Origin of the sequence: Flavobacterium sp. GT3P67, from assembly GCF_004349155.1 — a bacterium.
Lineage (GTDB): Bacteria > Bacteroidota > Bacteroidia > Flavobacteriales > Flavobacteriaceae > Flavobacterium > Flavobacterium ranwuense.
The window spans coordinates 957,628-984,203 of record NZ_SMLF01000001.1 but is presented as its reverse complement, the minus strand read 5'-3'; the positions used below and the strand labels follow the sequence as shown (position 1 = coordinate 984,203).

The window sequence follows — 26,576 nt, the reverse complement described above, 5'->3', positions numbered from 1 at the left end:
ATTGATTTTAAACTCTTATTTGGCTTATTATTACCCTCCAATTCTCATTCTCATTCCGCCATTTCCACCGCGTCCTTGGTTCATGTCTCTAAACTCTTCCATTTTTTTCAATACGATTTCGTCAAATTCTTTTTGAGTCGTTACTTTTCCTTTAGTTGCCGCTTTTATTTCGGTTTTAACTTTAGGATTCAAAACTACTTTCGAACATAAAGTAACCGTTTTGCCGTCATTTACTTCCAATATTAAACCAGGTAGTCCCCAGTAGTTTTCCGGCCCTTGATTCACTGGAATTTCCGGTGTATACCAAGCTGTAATTATAACTTCTTTAGGCATGTCCAATTCATCTAGAAGACTGGTTTTCTTTGTGGCATCAGCTGGTTTTGTTGTTGCGGCATCTTCTTTTTTTGGTCTGAAATTTCTAAAATCTGTTTTGCTCGCAGGACGCACAGCAGTTGCTTTGAAACAATTATAGCCCCCAATAATTCGGGTTTCACTTTCCATTTTCCATTGTAAATTGGGCAACGAATCTTTTACTAGAAATTCTTTTCCCATAAACTCTTTATCAACGGTATAGGACTTGTCTTTTACATTTTTATAATACGTTCCTCCTCCGCCCGTCATAGACATCATCATTCGCATTCCGCCACCACCTTGACCTGGCGTATCTAATTTTTCTTCTTCTTTATATATAGATGCCGATTTATCAAAATTAAGAATGAATGTTTTTTCAAACATTTTTTTCATACTTTCCTCAATCCTTTTTTGCATATCCGGAGTCATCTCCTTATTGCCTTCCATTCTGGTTTTGAAATCGGAGGTACTCGTCTTCGATTCGTAAACTGCCATTCCTTGAAATTCCTGAGCGTGAAGCCCCATAAATGATGCGACAGCTAATACTAATGTGAAAATTACTTTATACATACTATTGGATTTTAATACATAAGACTTAAAAATACTGTTTTTGTTACACGCATTCTGTTAAAATAATAGTAAGACAATCCTAATTATAAAAGGTTTAATTGTAATTTCGCTTTCATGAAGAAATTAGTATTATTACTCTTTATTGCTTCGTTTTCAGTTGTGTTTTGTCAGAACCAAAAACTAACTTCCCTTAAAATTGATTCCATCCGTTTTGATGGAGATGCGTTTTTAGGATACGATTCATTTGGTTTTTATTACACCATTAAAAACAATGTTTTTTCTAAAATTAATACACGAGATGCTTTAGAATATAAAAATATTTCTTTGGGTAAAATCACCAAAGTTGACTTACAAAACCCTCTTAAAATCGTCTTGTTTTACGAAAATTTCAATACTGTTATCGTATTGGACAATCAATTGAATGAAACCCAAAAAATCAATTTTTCAGAGCGTGAAATTCCCATTGTGGCTTCAGCAATTGGAATTGCATCTCAAAATCAGTTTTGGATTTACAATAGTATGAATCAGCAACTGGGACTTTATGATTATTTAAGCAATAATTACAAGACCATTTCAGTTCCGTTTACAGAGAGCATTAAGAATTATTCTTCAGATTTCAATGCCTTTCATTGGGTTGACAATAAAAACAACTGGTATGTATGTGACATTTTTGGAAAAATAATAAGTAAGGGAATAATTCCTGATTTTGATTCCATTGCAATTATTAATGAAAATCAGATTATTTATTCCAAGGACTCTGTTTTGACTTTATATGATTTGGAAAAAGGTAAAAAAACTGAATTTAAAATTTCAGAAAAAACGTTTAAAAAATTCTATTACAAAGACCAAATTTTATCTATTTTTACATCAACAGGAATTACAAATTATAAAATCATACTACCATAATGCACATAGCAATAGCAGGAAATATAGGTTCGGGAAAAACAACTTTAACGCGTCTATTAGCGAAACATTTCAAGTGGGAACCGCATTTTGAAGATGTAGTCGATAATCCGTACTTGGATGATTTTTATCATCAAATGGAACGTTGGTCTTTTAATTTACAAATATATTTCTTGAATAGTCGTTTCCGTCAGGTGATACAAATTCGTGAAAGCGGTAAAAAAATAGTACAAGACCGAACTATTTATGAAGATGCTCATATTTTTGCGCCTAACCTTTACGCGATGGGTTTGATGACCAATCGTGATTTCCAGAATTATTCCTCTCTTTTTGAATTAATGGAATCCACGGTTAAAGCACCTGATTTATTGATCTATTTAAGAAGTTCTATCCCTAACTTAGTGGGACAAATACACAAACGGGGCCGTGAATACGAAAACTCAATATCCATTGACTATTTGAGCCGTTTGAACGAGCGCTACGAAGGTTGGATTCAAACCTACGACAAAGGAAAATTAATGATTATTGACGTTGACAACATTAATTTTGTTGACAATCCTGAAGATTTAGGAACTATTTTTAACCGTATCGATGCAGAATTGAACGGGTTATTCTAGAAAATTATTCCATTTTATAAACAAAAATGCCTCGCAATTGCGAGGCATTTTTTATTTAGGAACAAAATATTTTATTTCAAAGCATCAATTTTTGCCTGAACTTCAGCATCAGTGCCCTCGAAAACTTGAGTATCCACTTGACCATTTAAGGTTGTCGTTACTTTAGCCACAACCACGCCATTAGTATTCGTTTTTTCGATAGCAACTTCTTTAGAAATTACATGAGTTGGTATCGCTCCTGCATTCATAAACCTACACGTTTTACTGTCACATCCTTTTGCAAGACACTCTTCTTTGGACATAGAAGTACACATTTCAGTTGTAGCGCAGCACCCTGCTTTACCAGAAATAGTATGACTTCCATTACCTAAAATTGGTGCAATCACAAGTCCTATCAAACACGTTAATTTAATCAAAATATTCATTGATGGTCCAGAAGTATCTTTGAACGGATCACCAACAGTATCTCCAGTCACGGCTGCTTTATGCGCATCAGAACCTTTGTATGTCATTTCACCGTTAATTAACACTCCTGCTTCGAAAGATTTCTTGGCATTGTCCCAAGCGCCACCTGCATTGTTTTGGAAAACTGCCCAAAGCACGCCAGACACAGTTACTCCAGCCATATACCCTCCTAGCATTTCAGCAATCAATTGGTTGTTTTCCCCGTATACTATTTTACCTAAAAGAACAATAGCGATAGGAAAACCAATTGTTAAAACACCCGGTAACATCATTTCGCGTAAAGCGGCTTTTGTAGAAATATCGACACATTTAGCATATTCCGGTTTTCCGGTTCCTTCCATAATTCCTGGAATCTCCCTGAACTGGCGACGCACTTCGTACACCATGTCCATCGCTGCTTTTCCAACAGAATTCATAGCCAAAGCTGAGAAAACTACTGGTATCATTCCTCCCACAAATAACATCGCTAAAACAGGCGCTTTAAAAATATTGATTCCGTCTATTCCTGTAAAAGTGACATACGCCGCAAATAAAGCCAATGATGTTAATGCTGCCGAAGCAATGGCAAAACCTTTTCCAGTTGCCGCCGTTGTATTTCCTACCGAATCTAAGATATCTGTTCTGGTACGCACTTCTTTAGGCAATTCGCTCATTTCTGCAATTCCACCAGCGTTATCTGATATGGGTCCGAAAGCATCGATTGCCAATTGCATTGCCGTTGTTGCCATCATCGCCGAAGCAGCCAAGGCCACACCATAAAATCCCGCAAAAGCATACGAAGTCCAAATTGCAGCAGCAAATAATAAAACGGTTGGGAATGTAGAAATCATTCCGGTTGCTAAACCTGCAATCACGTTTGTTCCTGCTCCTGTACTTGATTTTTGCACGATTGCCATAACTGGTTTTGTTCCCAAACCAGTATAATATTCTGTAACAGATGAGATAACAGCTCCAACCACTAATCCTACGATTGTAGCATAGAAAACGCGCATTGACGAAATTTCTTTGGTTCCTTCTCCGAAGAAATCCATTTTCATGGTTTCTGGTAACATATATTGTACTAAAAAGAAACAAGCGATAGCTGTTAAAATAATAGAAACCCAGTTTCCTATATTCAATGCTTTTTGAACTTGCGCTTCTTTCGCATTATCATCTGTAATTCTTACTAACATCGTTCCTATAATAGAAAATAAAATACCAAAACCAGCGATTGCCATTGGTAATAAAATAGGTCCTATCCCGCCAAAAGCATCTTGAATATTTCCGCCCATGTCTTTGATCACATAATTTCCCAGAACCATCGCCGCCAAAACTGTGGCTACATAAGAACCAAATAAATCGGCACCCATTCCAGCAACATCGCCTACATTATCTCCTACGTTATCCGCAATTGTAGCAGGATTACGAGGGTCATCTTCTGGAATTCCAGCTTCTATTTTCCCAACTAAATCAGCGCCTACATCGGCAGCTTTTGTATAAATTCCGCCACCAACTCTCGCAAACAAAGCGATAGATTCTGCTCCAAGAGAAAATCCTGCTAATGTTTCTAACACAATGGTCATGTCTTCAGTTGAAGTCCAAACGCCGTTCATGAAGAAATGAAAAAAGAAAATAAAGAAGGTTGTCAAACCTAAAACGGCTAAACCCGCAACTCCTAATCCCATTACCGTTCCCCCGCCAAAAGAAACTTTTAGTGCTTGCGGCAAACTGGTACGTGCTGCCTGCGTGGTTCTGACATTTGTTTTTGTTGCGATTTTCATTCCCATATTTCCCGCTAAAGCCGAGAAAAAAGCACCGAAAATAAAAGCAACAACTATTAATATATGTGTGGTAGGAACGATAAATGAAATTCCGGCTAAAACAGCACTTGCTCCTATTACAAAGAAAGTTAACAACCTATATTCTGCTTTTAGGAAAGCCAAAGCCCCTTCGTAGATGTAATCTGAGATCTCTTTCATTTTGCCGTCACCCGGATCTTGTTTTAAAACCCATTTTCTCTTGGCAAACATAAATGCCAGTCCAATAAATGCCATGGCAATAGGCAAATAAATCATTATTGTATTCATAATTTTGGTTTGGTTTTTTGGTTAAAATTAATACTGTAACAAAACGAATTTAAACAAAAAAGCAACACTCTTAACAGAATGTTGCTTTTTTTATAAAAATTATGGAAGTTATTTATTTAATACTAAATAATCCTTCTGGTTTGTTTTCAATTTGATCAAAACGCTCCGTACACTCTTTAATAATGGCATACGCTTCATTTACATCTCCCCAACCTTCAACATCAACCTGTTTGTTTTCAAGATCTTTGTACACCTGAAAGAAATGTTCAATCTCTTTTAATAGGTGTGGATTAATATCTGACAGGTTTTCCAATGAATTCCAGATTGGATCTGAAACGGGTACACAGATTACTTTTTCATCAGGTCCTTTATCATCCGCCATGTGGAAAACACCGATAGGTTTTACTTCCATTACACATCCAGGAAAAGTTGGTTCAGTTACCAAGACCAAAACATCTAATGGATCTCCGTCTAAGGCTAATGTTTCCGGGATAAATCCGTAATCAGCCGGATACATCATCGATGAGAATAACATTCTGTCAAAACGCATTCTTTTTATTTCGAAATCATATTCGTATTTATTTCTACTTCCTCTTGGTATTTCGATTAAGACATCGAAAGTTGTTAATTTGTCTGCAGTCATTTTAGTTTTTTCTTATCTATAATTATGGGTGCAAAAATAAGGAAACTATACGGTTGCACAATAAAAAATTGATGTTATCTCTTGATTAAATTTTAACTGTGAGTACTTTAGTAAACCACCGTCCTATTTCGTTTGTTTAAATAATGGTGCCACAAAAGATAGGTTGCAAAAGAACGATACGGACTCCATTTTATAGCATGGACTTCCATGGCGTCTTTATCGTGAATATCCAGTAATTCTTTTATGGTATTTACTACCGCAATATCTCCTAACGGTAATAAATCTGGGGCTTGCAGACAAAACATCAAGTAGATATCGATAGTCCAGTTTCCTATTCCTTTGATCTTGATGAGTTCCTCCCGTACTTGCTGTGCCGTTTTGGTTGGCAAACTTTCTAAATCAAGGTCTTTATTTAAAATAGCTGTCGCCAAAGCTTTGATATAAGACTTTTTTTTGGCGGCTTACGCCAAGATTTCTAAATTCGGCATCGGATAACTGAAGAAGAATTTCGGGCGCTACCGTTTTTTGAGTCGCTTTTATTTTTAAAAAAGTGGCTTTAGCCGAATCTATAGACACTTGTTGTTCCAAAATCAACAATACCAAAGTCTCAAAACCTTGAGGTCTTTTGGGAATCGTTGGCATTCCATATTGTTCAATAATTGCTTTGAAAATGGTATCTTTTTCTAAAAGATAGTTGATGGCTTCTTGCATAGTCTCATGTTTTTTTAGCCCAGATGGAAACGGCATCCTTTTTATAAGGCGATTTTTCTTCGCCTTATAAAAAGATAAAGTGTACAGCTGGAAATAGCTCCTGATTCCTCCTAATGTCGGAATGACAATTTGTTGTTTCTTTCTTAGAAATGAAATCCAAACGATCCTTTTACGGAAAAGCGTTGTGTATCCGGTGTATTCAAATAACTACCGCGCCAAGCGAAATCGATACGGAATACTTTGAAGATATTCCCGATTCCTGCGCTGTATTCCCAATATCCTTTTTCGGGCGCACTATAAATTAAACCCGATGCATTAATCGCTCTATTTTCATCAGAAATGGTTCCATAAACCCCTTTTATGGATACAATTTCTCTCCAATTAAGCTTACGCATAAACGGGATTCTGGAAAAAATTTTGCCATTGAAATTGTGATTCCATTGCAAAGTAGCATATTGGTCTGACACAAATTCATAAAAATTAAGATTGCTGAAAGTGTTTTCTATCGTAAAATAGGTTTGGTTTCCAGGAATAACACTCAATAATCCCAAAGGAACTGTCCCAAAGGTTTTACCCACCTCCATAATAATATTGGTTCTTCCTAAAGCCCCGATAATAATAGGTTGTTTGTAATACAATTGCAATTTATCATATTTGAAATCACTGTTCAACAACCCCTTAAAACCGTGGCTGTAGTTGACAAAAAATCGACTGAAATGGCTATCCACAATGTCTCTTTCCACACCGACCCCAATAGTTCTCCTCTTTGGCGAATATTCAACCTGAAAATTAACTTCTGATTGTTTTACCTCACTTTCTATAACGGAATTTGCTATATCCGTATAATAATCCAAACTAAACGTAGTAGAAGCAGACTCCAGCGTACGATAGGAAAATCCAGTTTGAAAAATTAAATTTTTAATGGGTTCTATCTCTACCGCAACAGTACTCAAATTGATATTGGTCAGTTTCCCGTTGCTACCGGACGAAAACACTGAGGACGAAGCAAAACTTCTGCCCAAAATGTCGTTTGTGGTGGTTAAGCTGGCACCTATTTGTTCAATATCGCGCCTATTCCCTCCGGACAAAATGATTCGGTTTTTCTTGTCAACCATCCATTTCCCTGAAAGTCCATATTTGAATTTATCATCATCAAATCCATACGCCGTGTAGGCTTGAATACGCCATGGATCGTTAGGTCCAAAATACGTCCTTCCTCCTACTCGCAATCGTATTCCCTCCACTTCATTATACCCAAATGTGGAAAAAACGGGTCCATAATCGAAATTTTTAAATTCCACATAACCGCTCCCAAGTATCGAAACCAGATTATACAATCGTTTAAATTTATTAACCGTTTGCAAGGTATCCAGCATTTTATAAACACCCAATTCATCCTTGCTTAGGTTTTCGAAACGGTTTTCGTTCCAGTATTCATCGGATTTATTGTAGACTTCGTTATCCATATAATTGACCTCATCTTTATAAAAAGCTACTGGTTGCTCCTTATTAAATTGATGATTTCTATAAAATGTGGTTCGCTTTCCATAAACTCCTTTGGAATTTTCTTTTTTGTTTAAAGCAAAATCAGACATTAAATAATCCTTCGTCAGCAAGAAAACAGAATCATTGACTACCTCAAATTCTTGCTCTAAATAAATATCTTTTACCCAGTTAATATTGGCACTTTTGGTAACCGCCATATTTATTTTCTTGATGGCAAACGTCGAATCATTCACCCAGAAATCCCCTTTGAAAGTCAATTCGTTTTTACGTCTTGGATAAAACACAATATTATAACACCATTTTTTATCAATGTATGCACTGTCTTTCAACACATAATTGTAGACATCAATCCCTGTTTTAGATAACGGACTGGTAAAGCTTTTGTCAAAAAAAGTTAAGTAATTATTGTAGACATTATAATCGGAATACAAGTCTTTTACAAAAGACAAAATCTGTTGATTTCCATTAAACCCTGACGTTTTATTGGCTTTTATTTTTTCTTTTACTCTTTTTAATTTGTTATCTCCATAGACATCATGGAGTGATTCATTTATAAAAATAGGCAAATAGGTTTTCCCGGTTACTCTGGAAGTATCCATTTGATCAAATATAAACTCCATGCCTTTGAAAAGCTTGCTTTTCATAAAAGCACTATCGATAGAATTCATGTCAAATTCTATTTTTTCATACTTTTCCATCTGGTATTGGTCAAACAAATGCAATCCATTTTTACGTTTTCTCTCCCAAATTTTTCTAAGAATGTCTAGCGCAGGATTGTTCTTTTTCGACGTTTTACCGGCAAAAACAACTACTTCGTTTAAGCTCTCGGCTTCGTTCAGTTGAATTTTGAAATTGTAGTTTACAGGCTTGTCTAAAATAATTTCCTTCTCAGAGAAACCTACTGAAGATATAACTAAAGTAGTATATGTTTTTGGGGATTCGAGGTAAAACCGACCATCTTCATTGGTAACAATTCCTTCGCTGGAATCTTTGAAAACCACATTTGCAAAAGGAATTGGCTGATTTGATTTATCTACCACAATACCACTCACTTTTGTTTGCGCAAAAACTGCGTTTGTTGAAACAAACAAAAAAAACAGGAGAAACAAGAGATTCTTTTTCATAATCATTCAAAAAAAAACTTCATCAAATAAATAAATAATTGATGAAGTTATTAAACCTAGGCTTCTTAGATTATCAGACTTTTTAGATTAAAATCTTACAATTTAAGAAGTCTAATAATAGCTAAAAGATCTATTTTTTATACATTACTTTTTTAACTGCTTTTACAACATCACCTGCATTTGGCAACCATTCTTTCAACAATACTGGAGAGTACGGCGCTGGAGTATCCGCAGTTGTGATACGTTGAATAGGCGCATCCAAGAAATCAAAAGCGCGTTCTTGAACGATATACGTAATTTCAGAAGCTACACTTGCAAAAGGCCAAGCTTCCTCAAGAACCACCAATCTATTTGTTTTTTTAACCGATGTTAAAATCGTCTCATAATCCATAGGACGTACGGTTCTCAAATCGATAATTTCACAAGAAATTCCTTCTTTGGCCAATTCGTCAGCAGCAATATGAGCTTCTTTGATAATTTTTCCAAAAGAAACGATAGTTACATCAGTACCTTCCCGTTTGATATCAGCAACTCCAAGTGGAATGGTATATTCCCCATCTGGCACTTCTCCTTTATCACCATACATTTGTTCCGATTCCATGAAAATCACAGGATCATTATCACGAATAGCCGCTTTCAACAATCCTTTTGCATCATAAACCGTAGATGGAACTACCACTTTAAGACCCGGAGTGTTCGCAAACCAGTTTTCTAATGCTTGTGAGTGAGTCGCCCCTAATTGTCCTGCCGAAGCAGTTGGACCACGAAAAACGATAGGCACATTAAATTGTCCACCAGTCATCTGACGCATTTTGGCAGCGTTATTTATAATTTGGTCAATCCCTACTAAACAGAAATTGAACGTCATATATTCTACAATCGGTCTGCATCCGTTCATTGCCGATCCTACTGCAATACCAGTAAAACCAAGCTCAGCAATAGGAGTATCAATGACTCTTTTCTCGCCAAATTCAGCAAGCATTCCTTTAGATGCTTTATACGCACCATTATATTCTGCAACTTCTTCACCCATTAAGTAGATGGACTCATCGTGACGCATTTCCTCACTCATCGCTTCGCAAATGGCCTCTCTAAATTGTATCGTTCTCATATTATATGTTGTATGTGTCTAATTTTCGAAAAGCAAAAATAAATATTTTATATCACTTAAAAGCATAAATTACTTTAAATTAATCAGGTTTTATAATGATATTTTCCAGGAGCTATTTCCGGCTATACGCTGTATCTTCCTGTGGCTAAAGGAACCACAGGAAGGATGCCGCTGCTATCCGGGCTACGAAATCGAAATAGTATTGAAAAATATTATGCATGCATACTATATTATTCAAATTATTATTTTAAATTTGTCAAAGCTTTTTAGAAAAATCAAAATATATACTTATGAAAATATTAGTTTGCATCAGTCACGTTCCTGATACTACTTCAAAAATTAACTTCGTTAACGGTGATTCTGAATTTGACACCAATGGGGTACAATATGTAATCAATCCAAATGACGAATTTGGTTTGACACGTGCCATTTGGTTTCAAGAACAACAAGGCGCAACGGTTACTGTTGTGAATGTTGGAGGACCTGAAACCGAACCCACTTTAAGAAAAGCATTAGCAATAGGTGCTAACGAAGCTATTCGTGTAAACGCAAATCCTACTGACGGATTTTTCGTTGCCAAACAACTTGCCGAAGTAATCAAAAACGGAAGTTACGATGTAATTATCGCCGGAAAAGAATCTTTAGACTATAATGGCGGAATGGTTCCCGGAATGATTGCCGGAATTTTAGGATACAACTTCCTTAATTCTTGCACAAACCTTACTGTTGAAGGAACTAGCGTAAAAGCAGTTCGTGAGATTGATGGTGGAAAAGAAACCGTTGCTACTGCTTTACCGATAATCATTGGTGGACAAAAAGGATTGGTGGAAGAAAAAGACCTGCGTATTCCAAACATGAGAGGAATTATGACTGCAAGAACTAAAGCCTTGACAATTCTGGAGCCAGTTGATGCCACTGTAAATACAAAAGCAGTAAAATTTGAAAAACCAGCTCCTAAATCAGCAGTGAAATTAATCTCTCCTGACAATTTAGACGAATTAATCAATTTATTACACAACGAAGCGAAAGTAATATAATTAGGAATTAAAAATTACGAATTACGAATTTTTGAAATCTTTAAATTTTTCAATTATTTAATCTTTTAATCTAAAATCATTATGTCAATATTAATATATGCGGAATACGCAGAAGGAAAATTTAAAAAAGTAGCATTCGAATTGGCTTCTTACGCAAAAAAAGTAGCGGAATCTTTAGGAACTACCGTTACAGCAGTAACCGTAAATGCAGGAGATGTTTCGGAATTATCAAAATACGGAGTAGATAAAGTGTTAAAAGTAAACAACGATAAATTATCAGGATTTACTGCAAAAGCGTACGCTGATGTCATCAAACAAGCTGCTCAAAAAGAAAACGTGAAATTAGTTTTACTTTCATCAACTACGGATAGTATTTACCTTTCCTCACTTGTTGCAGTAGCACTAGAAGCAGGTTACGCTTCGAATGTTGTTGGATTACCCGTTTCAACTTCGCCTTTTCAAGTAAAAAGAAATGCTTTTTCAAACAAAGCTTTCAATATCACTGAAATTGCAACTGATGTAAAAGTTCTTGGTCTGGCTAAAAACTCTTATGGTGTTTTTGAAAATGCATCCACATTAACTCAAGAAGATTTTAATCCAACAATTGGAGACAATGATTTTGGCGTAAAAGTAGAATCAGTAGAAAAAGGTTCTGGAAAAGTTTCTATTGCTGATGCTGACATTGTAGTTTCGGCTGGTCGTGGATTAAAAGGTCCTGAAAACTGGGGAATGGTAGAAGAATTAGCCACAGTTCTTGGAGCTGCAACTGCTTGTTCAAAACCAGTTTCTGATTTAGGATGGAGACCTCACGGAGAACACGTAGGACAAACTGGAAAACCGGTTGCTACAAACCTTTATATTGCGATTGGAATTTCGGGAGCGATACAACATATTGCTGGAATCAACTCTTCTAAAGTTAAAGTTGTAATCAACAGCGATCCGGAAGCGCCATTTTTCAAAGTAGCTGACTACGGAGTTGTTGGAGATGCTTTTGAAATTGTACCAAAATTAATTGAGAAATTAAAAGCTTTCAAAGCACATAATTCCTAATCAACAGGAAATCATTAAATCGATTTAAATGCTACTTAAAAATAAGATATTTGTATCTTTGCTTTTAAGTAGCATTTTTTTTAACAAAAAATGAAACTTGGTTTTATCAAAAAAATAAGTACGCTGTACTTACCCATTTTAATAATTATGAGCTTAGTTAAATTATCCATAAAAGGAATTTCATACAGTCAAACTCAAAACGGAGCGTATGCTTTGATCTTGAATGAGGTTGATGGCGAAAGAAAATTACCCATTGTCATTGGTGCTTTTGAAGCCCAATCGATTGCTATTGCATTAGAAAAAGAAATAAAACCACCACGTCCTTTGACGCATGATTTATTTAAAAATTTTGCAGAGCGTTTTGATATTGTAGTGAAACAAGTCATTATTCACAAGCTAGTTGATGGTGTTTTTTATTCCAGTATTATTTGCGAAAGAGATAAAATAGAGGAAATTATTGATGCCAGAACCTCTGATGCAATTGCTTTAGCATTGCGTTTTAATGCCCCTATTTTTACCTACAAAAACATTCTGGACAAAGCTGGAATATACCTAAAAGCAAATCCGCTGGAAGCCAATAAAGATTCTCAGGAAATCGACGATGTGCTGTCTAATCCAGAAACTTTTGGTCGTGAAGAAGAAAGCAATCAATCCGGAGAAACCTATTCTAAGCATAGTTTACAAGAATTGAATGAATTGTTAGATCAAGCAGTTTCGCATGAAGATTACGAAAAAGCAGCAAAAATAAGAGACGAAATCTCGAAGAGATAACTTTAATTTTGATTTTCATTGATGTGTTATTTCATGAAAAAAACGACCAATTACATAAAAATTGTAGTTACATTTAGTGCCACACTTTGTTATAAATTTTTATTGACATTTGTTATAAAACTAATCTATGAAAACAAAATTTGTCCTAATTATCGCAACCATATTTATTTCTACAATTGCATTTTCTCAAGATTATTATTTACACTGCGGAAAAATTCTAAATACCCAATCTGGCAAAGAGTTATCCAACCAAACTATTATTGTTTCTAAAAACAAAATCACAAAAATACAAGATGGATTTATATCTAAATCCAAGCCCGAAGATATTGAAATCGACCTGAAAAACAAATATGTGTTACCTGGTCTCATCGATTTACACGTGCATATTGAAGGGGAACACGACACGAAAAGTTACATGTCAAAATATTTAGACAACGAGGCTGACATTGCATTTCAAGCGGTTCGTTGTGCAGAAACAACACTTTTAGCCGGATTCACTACCGTACGTGATTTAGGAGGAACCGGAGTTAATATCTCTATAAGAAATGCAATTAATAAAGGAATCGTAAAAGGCCCAAGAATATATACCGCAGGAAAATCGATTGCCACAACAGGCGGTCATGCTGATCCAACGAACGGAAGCAATCGTAAACTTGTAGGCGATCCGGGGCCACACGAAGGCGTAATCAATTCTCCTGAAGAAGCTGTAAAAGCAGTAAGAGAGCGCTACAAAGAAGGAGCCGATGTTATTAAAATCACAGCTACTGGCGGCGTTTTAAGCGTGGCAAAAAGCGGGAAAAATCCTCAGTTTACTTTAGACGAAATCAAAGCTATTACAACAACTGCCAAAGATTACAATATGCTTACCGCAGCTCATGCCCACGGAGACGAAGGAATGCAGCGAGCTATACTAGGCGGTATAAAAACTATTGAACACGGCACCTTTATGAGTGAAGAGACAATGGAATTAATGAAAAAATACGATGCTTATTTAGTTCCTACTCTAACCGCAGGAAAAGAAGTAGAAAAAAATGCAGAAATTAATGGTTTTTATCCTGAAATTGTAGTTCCAAAGGCCCGAGAAGTTGGTCCACAAATTAAAGCTACTTTTGCAAAAGCATACAAAAAAGGAGTCAAAATTGCTTTTGGAACCGATGCCGGAGTCTTTGCTCATGGTACAAATGCAAAAGAATTTGGCTATATGGTTGAAGCCGGAATGCCTGCATTAGCCGCTATACAATCAGCAACAACAACTAATGCCATGTTATTGGGTATCGGAAATGAAGTAGGACAAATCAAAGAAAACTTCTTTGCAGACATTATTGCAGTTGATGAAAATCCTTTGAATACTATCAAAACGCTGGAAAAAGTCGTATTTGTAATGAAAGACGGAAAAATATATAAAAACTAAGCTCGCTTACCGCAAATAGAATAAAGATACAATGAAGCAATATTTAGATTTAGTACAACATGTGATGGAAAACGGTTGTCAAAAAGGAGATCGTACGGGAACAGGAACAAAGAGTGTATTTGGTTACCAAATGCGTTTTGACTTGAATGAAGGTTTCCCGATGGTTACTACTAAAAAATTACACCTGAAATCTATTATCTACGAACTGCTTTGGTTTTTAAAAGGCGACACAAACATTAAATACCTTCAAGAAAACGGAGTTAAAATTTGGGATGCCTGGGCTGATGCCAATGGAGATTTAGGACCTGTTTATGGTCATCAATGGCGCAACTGGAATAGTGAAGAGATTGATCAAATAACTGAATTGATTAAAGAATTAAAAACCAATCCTAACAGTCGCAGGATGTTAGTTTCGGCATGGAATCCTTCGGTTCTTCCAGACACTACAAAATCATTTGACGAAAATGTAGCCAATAATAAAGCGGCTTTACCTCCTTGTCATGCTTTCTTTCAGTTTTATGTTTCTAACGGCAAATTATCGTGTCAATTGTACCAGCGAAGTGCTGATATTTTTTTAGGCGTTCCTTTTAATATCGCTTCCTACGCTTTACTCACCATGATGATTGCTCAGGTTTGCGACTTGGAGCCAGGGGAATTCATTCACACTTTTGGTGACGCACACATTTACAACAATCATTTTGAACAACTCGAATTACAATTGTCCCGTGAGCCAAAACCATTACCTAAAATGATTTTGAATCCCAATATAAAAGACATCTTCGCATTCGATTTTGAAGATTTCACGCTCGAAGGCTATGAACCACATGCCTTGATAAAAGGCAGTGTTGCGGTCTAATGCAATAAAAAACGGTGTTTTAGCTAAACTACTAAAACACCGTTTTCATTTCCTGCAAACTCATTCCACTTAAAAGAATCTGCTTCCGGCTCATTGACAAATGTGCCGTCAATTACGTATTTGAATTCGTAGGCAGCATCTTTGTTTACATCGAAAATGCCTTTGAAAGTGCCATTTTTTAATTTGCTCAAAGCACCTTCAGCTACATTCCAATTGTTGAAATCGCCAACAACAGAAGCTTGACTTGCTTCTTTTGCTTCTATTGAAAAGGTAACTTTACAAACTGGTTTTGTTTTAACGAATTGTTTCTTGATTGCCATAACTATTTCATTTATAGATTTATAAAACAAAGAAAACAAAAGAATTTGAACACACAATGAGCGTAACGAAGATTTAATACAATGTGGCAAACCATGTTAATTTATGAGCAATTTCTTAATTTTAAGTCTGTTAAATTTAACATTCCAGAAAGAGAAAAAGTTTTCTTGTTAAATTAATGTAGAAGCAAAACAGTGACTTTCCAAAATAAATTTTACCTTTATAAACAAAATTTTGATCAATGGAAAAAGAACTACACGAACAGTATGAATATGCAAGAAGAAGAATTAAACAAAAAAAAAGATTGTATTTTCATTTTGTCCTTTTCGTTTTAGGAAGTTTGCTTTTATTTATCGCTAATAAGTTTTTCGAAATTGCCGTAGATTCCCACTGGTCCATTTGGATTATCACCATATGGTTGTTCCTCTTTATTTTACATTTTATAAAAATTTTCATCACGGATCGTTTTATGAATAAAAATTGGGAAAGGGAACAAATAGACCGGCTTGTAGCTTTACAACAAAAAAAACTGGATCAATTACAAACACAGGTTAACAACGACGACCTTAAATAACAGTACATCAATTATGATAATAATGATTGCGGCCGTTGCCGAAAATAATACTTTAGGTAAAAACAACGAACTGGTTTGGCATTTACCAAATGATTTCAAAAGATTTAAATCCCTTACATCCGGACATCATATTATAATGGGAAGAAAGACATTTGAAAGTTTTCCAAAACCATTACCAAACAGAACCCACATCATAATTACAAGACAGAAAGAGTATCAAGCCGACGGTTGCATCATCGTAGATAGTATGGACAAAGCATTAGCCATTTGTTCCAAAAACGAAGACACATTTATAATTGGTGGTGGCGAAATTTATACCTTAGGACTCCCTTTTACTGACAAAATAGAAATAACACGTGTTCATCACAACTTTGAAGGCGATGCTCACTTCCCTGAAATTAATGACGATGAATGGGAAATAATAGTTTCAGAATTTAATACGAAGGATGAAAAACATCTCTACGATTATTCCTATCAGACATTCATTAAAAAATAAAACAAAAAAACATCCTTTTTACGGGATGTTTTTTTTTTAACCATTGATCAAAGAGACGACCTACTCTTGAAAGAGTATTTGATAACATAAAATAAAAATTACAAATAGTAGTAATACTCCAGAAATGAAGATTATAATATTTGATGTTTTTTGAGAATACATCTCAAAAAAGCCTTTAATACCAAATACCACGAAGGTACTAAAGACGAAAAAAATTAAAATTTCCAAAAACAAATTTAATCCTAAGAACGTATTTTGCGCTTTAACTACAATACTGCTTTGTAAAACAGTATTCTCAAAACAGCTAACAAGAACAAATGAGATAAAAAACGCTAAAATTACCCACTTGATTTGGTTGATCGATTCTCTTTTAATCATTTGGTATGGTTATTTACTGAATAACAAATTTGTACAATAAAATCATTAGTTACAATACCCACTTTTAGTGATATTTCAAATAAAATAAATTTTAGTTTTCAGCCTGTCTGAACGTATTTTAAAAACTAAAATAAAACTTGTTTCTAATTTTTGAAACTCATTTTAAGTTCATCAAGTTTGTATTATATTTGTACAAACTAAAAAAATGTCAGAAAAAATAACACCCTATAAAGATTCAGCGCTAGGTAAAAAAGAACAAGTTGCTAAAATGTTTGACACCATTTCTGGAAATTATGACAATCTGAATCGTGTCATTTCTTTTGGTATTGATATAAAATGGCGTAAAAAAGTACTGCAAATAGTTGCGAAATCAAATCCGAAGATCATTCTGGACATCGCAACCGGAACTGGTGATTTGGCCATTTTGATGGCACAAACAAATGCTAAAAAAATCATTGGGTTAGATATATCAGCAGGAATGCTGGAAGTAGGCGTAAAAAAAATTGCTTCAAAAAATCTTTCTAATACTATCGAAATGATTTTGGGTGACTCCGAAAACATGCCTTTTGAAGACAACTATTTTGATGCAATAACCGTTGCATTTGGAGTTCGTAATTTTGACGATTTAGAAAAAGGTTTGGCTGAAATTCTAAGAGTTTTAAAACCTAACGGTATATTTGTAATTTTAGAAACTTCGGTGCCGGACAAGACTCCTTACAAACAAGGATATAATTTTTACACAAAAAACATTCTCCCATTAATAGGCAAAGTTTTCTCTAAAGACGATGTTGCTTATGGTTATTTATCTGAATCGGCAGCTGCATTCCCTTACGGCGAAGTATTAAACAATATTTTGAGAAAAATTGGGTTTATAGATGTTGTAGCTTTACCACAAACTTTTGGTGTAGCTACCATTTACTCAGCTTCTAAAAAATAACATGAGAAAAATAATTGTCTTACTGTTTTTTGCTTTTATTCTAAACGGATACGCTCAAAAGTCTAAAAATATATTTAGCAGAGACCCTATTATTAATTTGGAAAATTTTCAAAAAAAGAGAATGTATTATGGGTTTTATTTAGGATTTAACTCGTATGATTTCAAAATAGACTATAAAACTGTAGGACCCGATATTCTTATAAAAAAAACCACTGGATTTAATGTGGGTATCGTTGCTGATTTGAAACTTCAGGAATACATTGACCTGCGATTTGAGCCGGGTCTTTATTATACAAGAAGAGATTTACACTATCCTAATTTCACAAATAGTGGAGATGCGCTGAGAGAAGTGAACAGCACCTATATTCATTTTCCATTATTAGTGAAATTTTCCTCCCTTAGAACAGGAAATATTCGCCCCTATTTAGTGGGAGGCGTATCAGCAACCTTAAATTTATCCAGTAATTCTAAATTAATTGATGACAACTTAGAACAACGTTTTAGAGTAAAAGCATGGACAACTAATTATGAATTGGGTTTTGGAATTGATCTTTTTTCGGAATATTTTATATTTTCTCCTTCCATAAGAGGCGTTTTTGGAATGAATGACGAATTAATCAGAGACAAAGACCCAAATAGTCCTTGGACAAGCAATATAGAATCTTTGAAAACCAGAGCGGTTTTTATCAATTTTACTTTCCATTAAAGAATAGTTCCCAGTGTGTTCAGTCGCAGTATTCGGTTCTCACCGTAAACTGCGACCGAACACTGAATACTAGCCCCGACAAAACTCGCTTAATACTATAGCGGTAGCTGTCGCAACATTGAGGCTTTCTGTTTTTTGAAGATCCCCAAAACGAGGAATTGCGAGTCTGTTTTTGGCTAAACTTTCAAGTGCTGGCGAAACTCCATTAGCCTCATTACCCATTATAATAATGCCTTCTTTAGGTAAAACTGATTTATAAATATTCTCTCCGTCCATAAAAGTGCCGAAAACGGGTAATTTTGTTTGTGCTATAAAAGCATTAAGATCTATATAATTCACGTTGACTCTGGCTATAGAACCCATAGTTGCCTGAACCACTTTTGGGTTATAAATATCAACTGTTTCCTTTGAACACAACAACTGCTTAACACCAAACCAATCACACAAACGCAATATGGTTCCTAAATTTCCCGGATCACGAATTGAATCAAGCGCTACAATCAAACCGGTCTCAATAATTGGTTTTTCCAATGGCATTTTGAAAATTCCCAAACAGGTATTTGGGGTTGCTAATGCGCTTATTTTTTTTAAATCATTTTCTTGAATAATCGTTTTTTTAGCTACAGGGACTTCCTCAAAATCATTTTGGGTAGTATACAAATGTTCCAGCTCAAAATTAGACTCCAGTAATTCATGAATCCCTTTTACGCCTTCGGCAAAAAATAATTTATTGGCAATTCTATATTTTTTTTGCTGCAAACTCGTTATAAGTTTTATTTGGTTTTTACTAACCATAAAATAATGTACTTTTGAATTAAATATTTTAGAACACTTGAAAAAAACTTCCACAAAAATAACTGCATTTATTCTAATTGCAATACTAATTTGCGCTTGTAACGCTGTAAAAAGAGTTCCGGACGGAAAACTACTGCTTACAAAAAACGAAATTACTGTAAATGACAAAACCATTAAGGATGAAAATGTTTTTAATCAACTGTATCAAAAACCAAACAGCACCTTACTTGGATACCGTTTAAGATTGAATCTTTACAATCTTGCCAATCTAAATCCAGATTCAACGTATCAAGCCAAGTTTACAAATAACCCGGGAAAATTTGAACGAAAATCCAAATGGCTGTCTGAAAAACAAGTTAATCGACTCGGAAAATCTTTCTGGTATCACGGAATCCATGATTTCTTGAAAAGAACCGGAGAACCACCCATAATTATTGACAAAGAAAGAGCAGATAAATCATTGTTGCGATTGAAATACTATTATTTCAACGATGGATTTTTTAATGTGAATGCTACATACAAAATAGACACTTTGAGCATTAAAAAAGCTAAAATAAAATACGCCATTACTCCGGGAAATGCTTACTTTTTGGATTCCTTAAGAACTACTATTTTAACTCCGGCTTTAGATTCTTTATATGAGACTAACAAGTCAAGCACATTTATCAAATCAGGAAATCAATATAAAACCGAAGATTTTGAGAATGAAAAAAACCGAATCACTACTCATTTTAGAAATAATGGAGTGTATTATTTCCAACCGAATTATGTAACTTTTGACATTGACACCATTAAAAAAGTCAATCAGGCAAATATAAACTTGATGATTAATAATTATTCTTATCAAGAACAAGATTCGAGCAGAACCGAGCCTTTTAAAATTTATAAAATAAGTGATGTAAACATTTATACTGATTATTCTCCAAGTACAAATACTATAAAAATTACGGATAGTACCACCTATAAAAACTTCAACTTATACAGTCAGGAAAAATTAAAATACAAGCCACGAGCCATTACTAATGCTATCTTTATTACAAAAGGAGGGTTATTTGCGGATTACAAAACTGTTTTGACAACACGGTATTTAAACAATCTTAAAATTTTCAATTATCCGTCAATACAATATGAAGTTGATCCTAGAGACTCAACCGCACAATCATTGATTGCAAAAGTATATTTAACCCCAAGGAAAAAATATAGTTTTGGAACTACATTAGATGTCACCCATTCTAATATACAAGATTTTGGTGTGGGTTTAAGTGTTTCTGAAACGATACGAAACGTTTTTAATGGAGCCGAAACACTGGAATTAGCTGCGCGTGGGAATATTGGATCTTCAAAGGATTTAGCAAACCCAAAGAATAATTTTTTCAATGTTTCAGAGTATGGTTTGGATTTAAAACTTAACATTCCAAGGATTTTCATGCCTTTCAGCACTGAAAAAATCATTCCAAAAAGCATGATTCCATCTACTTTGATCACAGTAGGTTTTGCAAAACAACAAAATATTGGTTTAGACAAAGAGAATTTCACAGGAGCATTATCATACAATTGGACTCCAAAAAGAAACTATACTGCCAGATTTGATTTGTTCAACACTCAGTTTGTACGCAATCTAAATCCGCAGAATTACTTTAATGTTTACGGATCTTCATACAATGCTTTGAACGAAATCAGTAAAGAATATAATACAAATTCTTCCTATTATAACAATGACATTGACAAAGATTTACTTATTGAAGAAGGAACCGTTGGCTTTACTAATGATGTTCTCACCGGTAACGCAAACTTTTTGAAACCATTAGAACCCGCAGATTTTCAGTCTGTAAAAAGTATTGAAGAGCGAAGACTAAGACTTACGGAGAATGACTTTATTTTGGCAACCAGCTTCACTTTTTCAAAAACAACCAAAAAGGATTTAACTGACAATACTTTTTATCTTTTTAAAACAAAAATAGAATCGGCAGGAACCGTTTTATCAGCTTTTGCAGCAACAACAAATCAGAATAAGAATTCAAATGGTAATTATAAAATATTCAATTTAGAATATTCAGAATACATAAAAACAGAATTTGATTATATTAAACATTGGGATTTATCCAAAGAAAAAATATTTGCATTTAGATCATTTTTTGGGATAGCCATTCCATTTGGAAACTCAGACTACATTCCCTTTTCAAGAAGTTATTTTTCAGGTGGATCAAATGATAACAGAGCATGGCAACCCTATGGTTTAGGCCCCGGTAGCAGTGGCGCATTAGATGATTTCAATGAGGCAAATATGAAAATTGCGATTAGTGGGGAGTATCGATTTAAGATATTAGGCAGTTTAAAAGGAGCTCTTTTTGCCGATGCCGGGAATATCTGGAACGTATTAGACAATGTAGAGGATGAGAAATCGACATTTACACAATTTAAGGACTTAAAAGATATCGCTTTAGGCACTGGATTTGGACTTAGATACGACCTAAGTTTTTTTGTAATTCGTTTTGATTTAGGATTTAAAACCTACAATCCAGCCAATGAAACCAACAAAAGATGGTTTAGAGAATACAACTTTGCTAACTCTGTTTTAAATTTTGGAATAAATTATCCGTTCTAATGCTAATTAATTCTTATTTTTGCAAACTAAAAACTAAAAAAAATAACTAAAAAAAGTACAATGGCACACAACATAAAACCAGGCGTAGCTACAGGAGATCAGGTTCAAGAAATTTTTAATTATGCTAAAGAAAAAGGATTTGCACTTCCAGCAGTAAACGTTACGGGATCAAATACTATCAATTGTGTACTTGAAACTGCAGCAAAACTAAATGCTCCGGTTATCATTCAATTTTCTAATGGAGGAGCGCAATTTAATGCAGGAAAAGGGCTTTCTAATACAGGTGAAAAAGCAGCTATCGCTGGTGGAATTGCTGGTGCATTACACATTCATACTTTGGCGGAAGCTTACGGAGCAACCGTAATTTTACATACTGACCACTGTGCAAAAAAATTATTGCCTTGGATTGACGGTCTATTAGATGCTTCAGAAAAACATTTTGCTGAAACAGGAAAACCATTATACTCTTCTCACATGATTGACTTATCTGAGGAGCCTATCGAAGAAAATATCGAAATTTGCAAAGGATATTTGGAAAGAATGAGCAAAATGGGAATGACACTTGAAATTGAACTTGGAATTACAGGTGGTGAAGAAGATGGTGTTGATAACTCTGATGTTGACAGTTCTAAATTATACACACAACCTGAAGAAGTTGCTTACGCATACGAAGAACTTTCTAAAGTAAGTCCAAGATTTACAATTGCAGCTGCTTTTGGAAACGTGCACGGAGTTTACAAACCAGGAAATGTAAAATTGACTCCAAAAATCTTAAAAAATTCTCAAGATTTTGTTCAAAATAAATTCAACACAGGACACAACCCAGTAGATTTCGTTTTCCACGGTGGTTCAGGTTCTACATTAGAAGAAATTAGAGAAGGTATTAGCTACGGCGTAATAAAAATGAATATCGATACTGATTTACAATTTGCTTTTACGGAAGGCATCCGTGATTACATGGTAAAAAACATCGACTATTTGAAAACTCAAATTGGAAACCCAGAAGGTTCTGATGCTCCAAACAAAAAATATTACGATCCCAGAAAATGGTTACGTGAAAGCGAAGTTACTTTCAACACAAGACTTGAGCAAGCATTTGCTGACTTGAACAATGTGAATACATTATAAATTCAAATTACGAATTATGAATTACGAGGGCAACTCATAATTCATAATTCATAATTCATAATTAAAGAAATATGGCTTGGTTTAAAAGAAAAGAAAAAGGGATTACTACTGCTACCGAAGACAAAATGGATATTCCAAAAGGGCTTTGGTACAAATCTCCAACTGGAAAAATTATTGATGCCGATGAACTAGCTCGTAACTTATTTGTAAGTCCCGAAGATGGTTTTCACGTTAGAATTGGAAGTACAGAATATTTTCAAATTTTATTTGACAACAATGAATTTGTTGAATTAGATAAGAACATGACTTCTAAAGATCCTTTGCATTTTGTTGACACAAAAAAATATGCAGATCGTTTGAAAGATGTTATGGAAAAAACCAAACTTAAGGATGCAGTGCGTACCGGAGTTGGTAAATCAAAAGGAAAAGATCTTGTTATCTGCTGTATGGATTTTGCCTTTATCGGTGGTTCTATGGGAGCAGTAGTAGGAGAAAAAATCGCAAGAGGAATCGATCACGCTATCAAAAACAAGCTACCCTTTGTAATGATTTCAAAATCAGGTGGAGCAAGGATGATGGAAGCCGCTTATTCTTTGATGCAGCTGGCTAAAACATCTGTTAAACTGGCTCAACTTGCCGAAGCAAAATTGCCATACATTTCGTTATGTACGGATCCAACAACTGGAGGAACAACTGCTTCTTATGCCATGCTGGGAGATATTAATATTTCTGAACCAGGCGCATTAATCGGATTTGCCGGGCCAAGAGTAGTTCGAGACACCACTGGTAAAGATTTGCCGGAAGGTTTCCAGACTGCTGAGTTCTTACTTGAACATGGTTTCTTAGACTTTATAACACCCCGAAAAGAATTGAAAGACAAGATTAACTTGTATATCGATTTGATTCAAAACAACGATATTAGATAAATGAAAAATCCCGAACAATCGGGATTTTTTTATGTTTAAAAAGTAATCTATTGCTATTTCAAACTCGCCATATCTATTACGAAACGATATTTAACATCGCTTTTATTCATGCGCTCATAAGCCTCATTAATATACCCCATATCAATCACTTCAACATCTGAAGTGATGTTATTAGCTGCACAATAATCTAACATTTCCTGAGTTTCTGCAATTCCGCCTATTAGACTTCCCATTATTTTTCTGCGCTTCATGATTAATGTAATGGCAGGGATTTCGGCTGGCGCAGTGGGAACTCCTACAATAATCATTGTTCCATTTGTATTTAACAAGTTCAAATACGCATTGTAATCATGCTTTGCAGAAACCGTATTTAAAATAAAATCAAACTTATTTGTCAAAGAATCCATCATTCCGGAATCAGACGTTAGCGCAAAATGATGCGCCCCTAATTTTTTCGCATCCGCTTCTTTCGAAGGAGAATGACTTAACATGGTGACTTCGGCACCAAAAGAAACGGCAAACTTCACTGCCATGTGACCTAATCCGCCCAAACCTAAAACACCCACTTTATGCCCTTTACCTACCTTCAAATAGCGCAATGGAGAATATGTTGTAATACCCGCACACAACAAAGGAGCCACACCCGAAAGTTCTAATTTGTCAGAAATATGCAAAGTATAGCTTTCATCAACGGTAATGCTGGTCGAGTAACCGCCATAAGTAGGCGTTTTTGTCCCTCTTTCGTAACTGTTGTAAGTCCCCGTCATGCCTTCTTCACAATATTGCTCTTCTCCAGATTTACAGCTAGGGCAAGTTCTACAAGAATCTACAAAACAGCCCACGCCCGCTAATTCTCCTACCTTAAATTTAGAAACTTCACTTCCTACAGCAGTAATTCTACCTACAATTTCATGGCCAGGCACCAACGGATAAATGGCAGGTCCCCAATCTCCTTTTGCTGTGTGAATATCAGAATGACAAACACCACTATAAAGTATCTCTATCTGAACTTGTTTTTTGCCAAGTTCTTTTCTATCAAACGAATACGGTTTTAATGGAGTTTCCGCATCATAAGCTGCATAAGCTTTAATTGCTGTCATATTACAAATTTTAGTTGAGTGTTAAAAGTACGAAAAAGAGAAACTGGAAATGTTAAGAATATAATAAATCCGATTGAAAAAATCATTCAAAAACACACAGACTCTTTAGGCTAAAAAACTACATTCCCGTTCTAATCGCCTCCACAGGATCTAACTTTGAGGCAGAAATCGCTGGGAGTATTCCGGAGATCAATCCAATTATGACTGCTAATCCAGTTCCTAGAGTAATATTTCCCGCACTTAAGACAAATTCAAAATCTAAAACATTTGTTAGAATAAGTGCAATAATCCAAACCATAAGCAATCCAATTATTCCACCAATTAGACACAAGATAATAGCTTCAAATAAAAACTGGAACAATATAAACCTGTTTTTGGCTCCTAATGACTTCTGAATTCCTATTAAATGGGTACGCTCTTTAACGGAAACAAACATGATATTAGCTATACCAAAACCACCCACAAGAAGTGAAAATCCTGCAATTATCCACCCAACCATATTCATAAAACCAATAGTTTCATCAATCATATCAGTTGCACCTTTAAGAAAATTGATAAAAAAATTATCTATATCCCCTGATTTAACCCCTCTAAAATTCCTGATTTTATATGAAATTTGAGCTTTAAGGTTTTCTACATCAATCCCTTTACTAGGCTTAATAATGACTATTGGAGTAAATGATTGATTGTTGTCTCCAAACAATCCTCGTATTCTATTTACCGTAGGATAAATGGTATGATCAGGATTAGAACCAAAACTCACCATTCTATCCCCTACTTTTTTTAGAGTCCCAACCACTTTAAAACGCTGTCCGTATAACCTAACTTCCTTACCTAATGGAGAAACCCCTTCAAAAAGCGACTCAACAATTTCATGACCTATTACAACATTATTACTTCCCGAGTTTGATTCTTGCTCACTAAAAAAACGTCCTTCTTTAAAATCTAATTTTTCAATATCAGAGAATTCATAAGTACAGGGAATTACGGCTATTGAACTTACTGTTTTTGATTCATACTTTATAGTTTCTCGTCCAGCATAAAGTTGAAAGCAAACACTTTCAACATCCGTTAAATTATTTTTTAAAAATTTATACTCCTCATAAGTTACATCCGGAAATTGTTCAACCTTCCAGTCTGGAACATCTGTGGGTCCAAAACAATATTTAAAAAAGAAAACAGTACTATTGTCTAAACTTCCAATATCTTTTTTTATTTTCCTGTCCAAAGAATCAACGGCCGCAAGTACAGCTATAATCGAAAAAATTCCAATAGTAACTCCTAACAAAGAAAGCAACGTTCTTAACTTGTTGTTTCGCAATGCATTCATTGCAAAGCCAAAACTCTCTTTTAATAATCGAAGGTATACCAGCATAAAAATTTTTTTGTATTAAAGTAAAATTCCATAAATATTATTCAAA

25 protein-coding genes are annotated in these 26,576 nt (G+C 34.8%); 14 read left to right on the top strand and 11 right to left on the bottom strand.

The window, feature by feature from the left end:
- Positions 1-30: 30 nt before the first annotated feature.
- Positions 31-921, bottom strand: coding sequence for a GLPGLI family protein (locus E0H99_RS04250; RefSeq protein WP_131991473.1), 891 nt, complete (start codon positions 919-921; stop codon positions 31-33).
- A 114-nt stretch (positions 922-1,035) separates the two neighbouring features.
- Between E0H99_RS04250 and E0H99_RS04245 the strand changes: the two genes are divergently transcribed.
- Positions 1,036-1,827: a hypothetical protein gene (locus E0H99_RS04245; RefSeq protein WP_131991471.1), complete on the top strand. Its 792-nt coding sequence runs from the start codon at positions 1,036-1,038 to the stop codon at positions 1,825-1,827.
- Positions 1,827-2,441 (top strand): deoxynucleoside kinase, encoded by a 615-nt coding sequence (locus E0H99_RS04240; RefSeq protein WP_131915468.1) that lies wholly within the window; start codon positions 1,827-1,829, stop codon positions 2,439-2,441. Before E0H99_RS04245 ends, E0H99_RS04240 begins: the two co-directional genes overlap by 1 nt.
- Before the next feature lie 71 nt (positions 2,442-2,512).
- On the opposite strand, the gene E0H99_RS04235 is transcribed toward E0H99_RS04240, so the two are convergent.
- The 6 genes from E0H99_RS04235 to E0H99_RS04215 all read right to left on the bottom strand — a co-directional run bounded on the left by E0H99_RS04235 (position 2,513) and on the right by E0H99_RS04215 (position 10,067).
- Positions 2,513-4,972 (bottom strand): sodium-translocating pyrophosphatase, encoded by a 2,460-nt coding sequence (locus tag E0H99_RS04235; protein WP_131991469.1) that lies wholly within the window; start codon positions 4,970-4,972, stop codon positions 2,513-2,515.
- 112 nt (positions 4,973-5,084) lie between these two features.
- Positions 5,085-5,615 carry an inorganic diphosphatase gene (locus tag E0H99_RS04230; RefSeq protein ID WP_131991467.1) on the bottom strand — a complete coding sequence of 177 codons (531 nt, stop codon included), beginning with the start codon at positions 5,613-5,615 and terminating at the stop codon, positions 5,085-5,087.
- Positions 5,616-5,722: 107 nt separating this feature from the next.
- Positions 5,723-6,046, bottom strand: a complete 324-nt coding sequence (locus E0H99_RS17375; protein WP_240723436.1) for a DNA-3-methyladenine glycosylase family protein — start codon at positions 6,044-6,046, stop codon at positions 5,723-5,725.
- Positions 6,024-6,326: a hypothetical protein gene (locus E0H99_RS17370; RefSeq protein ID WP_240723435.1), complete on the bottom strand. Its 303-nt coding sequence runs from the start codon at positions 6,324-6,326 to the stop codon at positions 6,024-6,026. Before E0H99_RS17370 ends, E0H99_RS17375 begins: the two co-directional genes overlap by 23 nt.
- A gap of 143 nt (positions 6,327-6,469) precedes the next feature.
- Positions 6,470-8,956: a DUF5686 and carboxypeptidase-like regulatory domain-containing protein gene (locus E0H99_RS04220; protein WP_131991465.1), complete on the bottom strand. Its 2,487-nt coding sequence runs from the start codon at positions 8,954-8,956 to the stop codon at positions 6,470-6,472.
- A 130-nt stretch (positions 8,957-9,086) separates the two neighbouring features.
- Positions 9,087-10,067: a pyruvate dehydrogenase complex E1 component subunit beta gene (locus E0H99_RS04215; protein ID WP_091204253.1), complete on the bottom strand. Its 981-nt coding sequence runs from the start codon at positions 10,065-10,067 to the stop codon at positions 9,087-9,089.
- 290 nt (positions 10,068-10,357) lie between these two features.
- Between E0H99_RS04215 and E0H99_RS04210 the strand changes: the two genes are divergently transcribed.
- From E0H99_RS04210 to E0H99_RS04190, 5 genes are all read left to right on the top strand, one after another.
- A complete protein-coding gene (locus E0H99_RS04210; protein WP_131991463.1) occupies positions 10,358-11,104 on the top strand; it encodes an electron transfer flavoprotein subunit beta/FixA family protein in 747 nt (248 codons plus the stop codon).
- Positions 11,105-11,185: 81 nt separating this feature from the next.
- On the top strand, positions 11,186-12,154 hold the full coding sequence (locus E0H99_RS04205) for an electron transfer flavoprotein subunit alpha/FixB family protein (RefSeq protein WP_131991461.1): 969 nt from the start codon (positions 11,186-11,188) through the stop codon (positions 12,152-12,154).
- 147 nt (positions 12,155-12,301) lie between these two features.
- On the top strand, positions 12,302-12,925 hold the full coding sequence (locus E0H99_RS04200) for a bifunctional nuclease family protein (protein WP_131991459.1): 624 nt from the start codon (positions 12,302-12,304) through the stop codon (positions 12,923-12,925).
- Between the two features lie 127 nt (positions 12,926-13,052).
- Complete coding sequence (locus E0H99_RS04195; RefSeq protein ID WP_131991457.1) at positions 13,053-14,336, top strand: metal-dependent hydrolase family protein; 1,284 nt, start codon at positions 13,053-13,055, stop codon at positions 14,334-14,336.
- A 31-nt stretch (positions 14,337-14,367) separates the two neighbouring features.
- The gene (locus E0H99_RS04190; RefSeq protein WP_131991455.1) at positions 14,368-15,192 is read left to right on the top strand and encodes a thymidylate synthase; all 825 of its coding nucleotides are present in this window, start codon (positions 14,368-14,370) and stop codon (positions 15,190-15,192) included.
- 23 nt (positions 15,193-15,215) lie between these two features.
- On the opposite strand, the gene E0H99_RS04185 is transcribed toward E0H99_RS04190, so the two are convergent.
- A complete protein-coding gene (locus tag E0H99_RS04185) occupies positions 15,216-15,512 on the bottom strand; it encodes an isoamylase early set domain-containing protein (RefSeq protein WP_131991453.1) in 297 nt (98 codons plus the stop codon).
- 239 nt (positions 15,513-15,751) lie between these two features.
- Between E0H99_RS04185 and E0H99_RS04180 the strand changes: the two genes are divergently transcribed.
- The 4 genes from E0H99_RS04180 (at position 15,752) to E0H99_RS04160 (ending at position 18,601) form a co-directional block, all read left to right on the top strand.
- A complete protein-coding gene (locus E0H99_RS04180; protein WP_131915484.1) occupies positions 15,752-16,084 on the top strand; it encodes a 2TM domain-containing protein in 333 nt (110 codons plus the stop codon).
- Positions 16,085-16,097: 13 nt separating this feature from the next.
- Positions 16,098-16,580: a dihydrofolate reductase gene (locus tag E0H99_RS04175; RefSeq protein ID WP_131991451.1), complete on the top strand. Its 483-nt coding sequence runs from the start codon at positions 16,098-16,100 to the stop codon at positions 16,578-16,580.
- A 583-nt stretch (positions 16,581-17,163) separates the two neighbouring features.
- Positions 17,164-17,895 carry a bifunctional demethylmenaquinone methyltransferase/2-methoxy-6-polyprenyl-1,4-benzoquinol methylase UbiE gene (gene ubiE / locus E0H99_RS04165; RefSeq protein WP_131991449.1) on the top strand — a complete coding sequence of 244 codons (732 nt, stop codon included), beginning with the start codon at positions 17,164-17,166 and terminating at the stop codon, positions 17,893-17,895.
- A gap of 1 nt (position 17,896) precedes the next feature.
- A complete protein-coding gene (locus E0H99_RS04160) occupies positions 17,897-18,601 on the top strand; it encodes a porin family protein (RefSeq protein WP_131991447.1) in 705 nt (234 codons plus the stop codon).
- 69 nt (positions 18,602-18,670) lie between these two features.
- Here the strand turns inward: E0H99_RS04160 and E0H99_RS04155 are convergent, their stop codons facing one another.
- A complete protein-coding gene (locus E0H99_RS04155; protein WP_131991445.1) occupies positions 18,671-19,396 on the bottom strand; it encodes an RNA methyltransferase in 726 nt (241 codons plus the stop codon).
- A 37-nt stretch (positions 19,397-19,433) separates the two neighbouring features.
- Between E0H99_RS04155 and E0H99_RS04150 the strand changes: the two genes are divergently transcribed.
- The 3 genes from E0H99_RS04150 to accD all read left to right on the top strand — a co-directional run bounded on the left by E0H99_RS04150 (position 19,434) and on the right by accD (position 24,055).
- On the top strand, positions 19,434-22,001 hold the full coding sequence (locus E0H99_RS04150) for a BamA/TamA family outer membrane protein (RefSeq protein ID WP_131991443.1): 2,568 nt from the start codon (positions 19,434-19,436) through the stop codon (positions 21,999-22,001).
- A gap of 60 nt (positions 22,002-22,061) precedes the next feature.
- Entirely contained in the window at positions 22,062-23,129 is a 1,068-nt protein-coding gene (gene fbaA / locus E0H99_RS04145) for a class II fructose-bisphosphate aldolase (protein ID WP_131991441.1), read from the top strand.
- Positions 23,130-23,200: 71 nt separating this feature from the next.
- Positions 23,201-24,055 carry an acetyl-CoA carboxylase, carboxyltransferase subunit beta gene (accD, locus tag E0H99_RS04140; RefSeq protein ID WP_131991439.1) on the top strand — a complete coding sequence of 285 codons (855 nt, stop codon included), beginning with the start codon at positions 23,201-23,203 and terminating at the stop codon, positions 24,053-24,055.
- Positions 24,056-24,108: 53 nt separating this feature from the next.
- Here the strand turns inward: accD and E0H99_RS04135 are convergent, their stop codons facing one another.
- On the bottom strand, positions 24,109-25,155 hold the full coding sequence (locus E0H99_RS04135; protein ID WP_131991437.1) for an NAD(P)-dependent alcohol dehydrogenase: 1,047 nt from the start codon (positions 25,153-25,155) through the stop codon (positions 24,109-24,111).
- A 118-nt stretch (positions 25,156-25,273) separates the two neighbouring features.
- Positions 25,274-26,530 (bottom strand): ABC transporter permease, encoded by a 1,257-nt coding sequence (locus E0H99_RS04130; RefSeq protein WP_131991435.1) that lies wholly within the window; start codon positions 26,528-26,530, stop codon positions 25,274-25,276.
- Between the last annotated feature and the right edge of the window lie 46 nt (positions 26,531-26,576).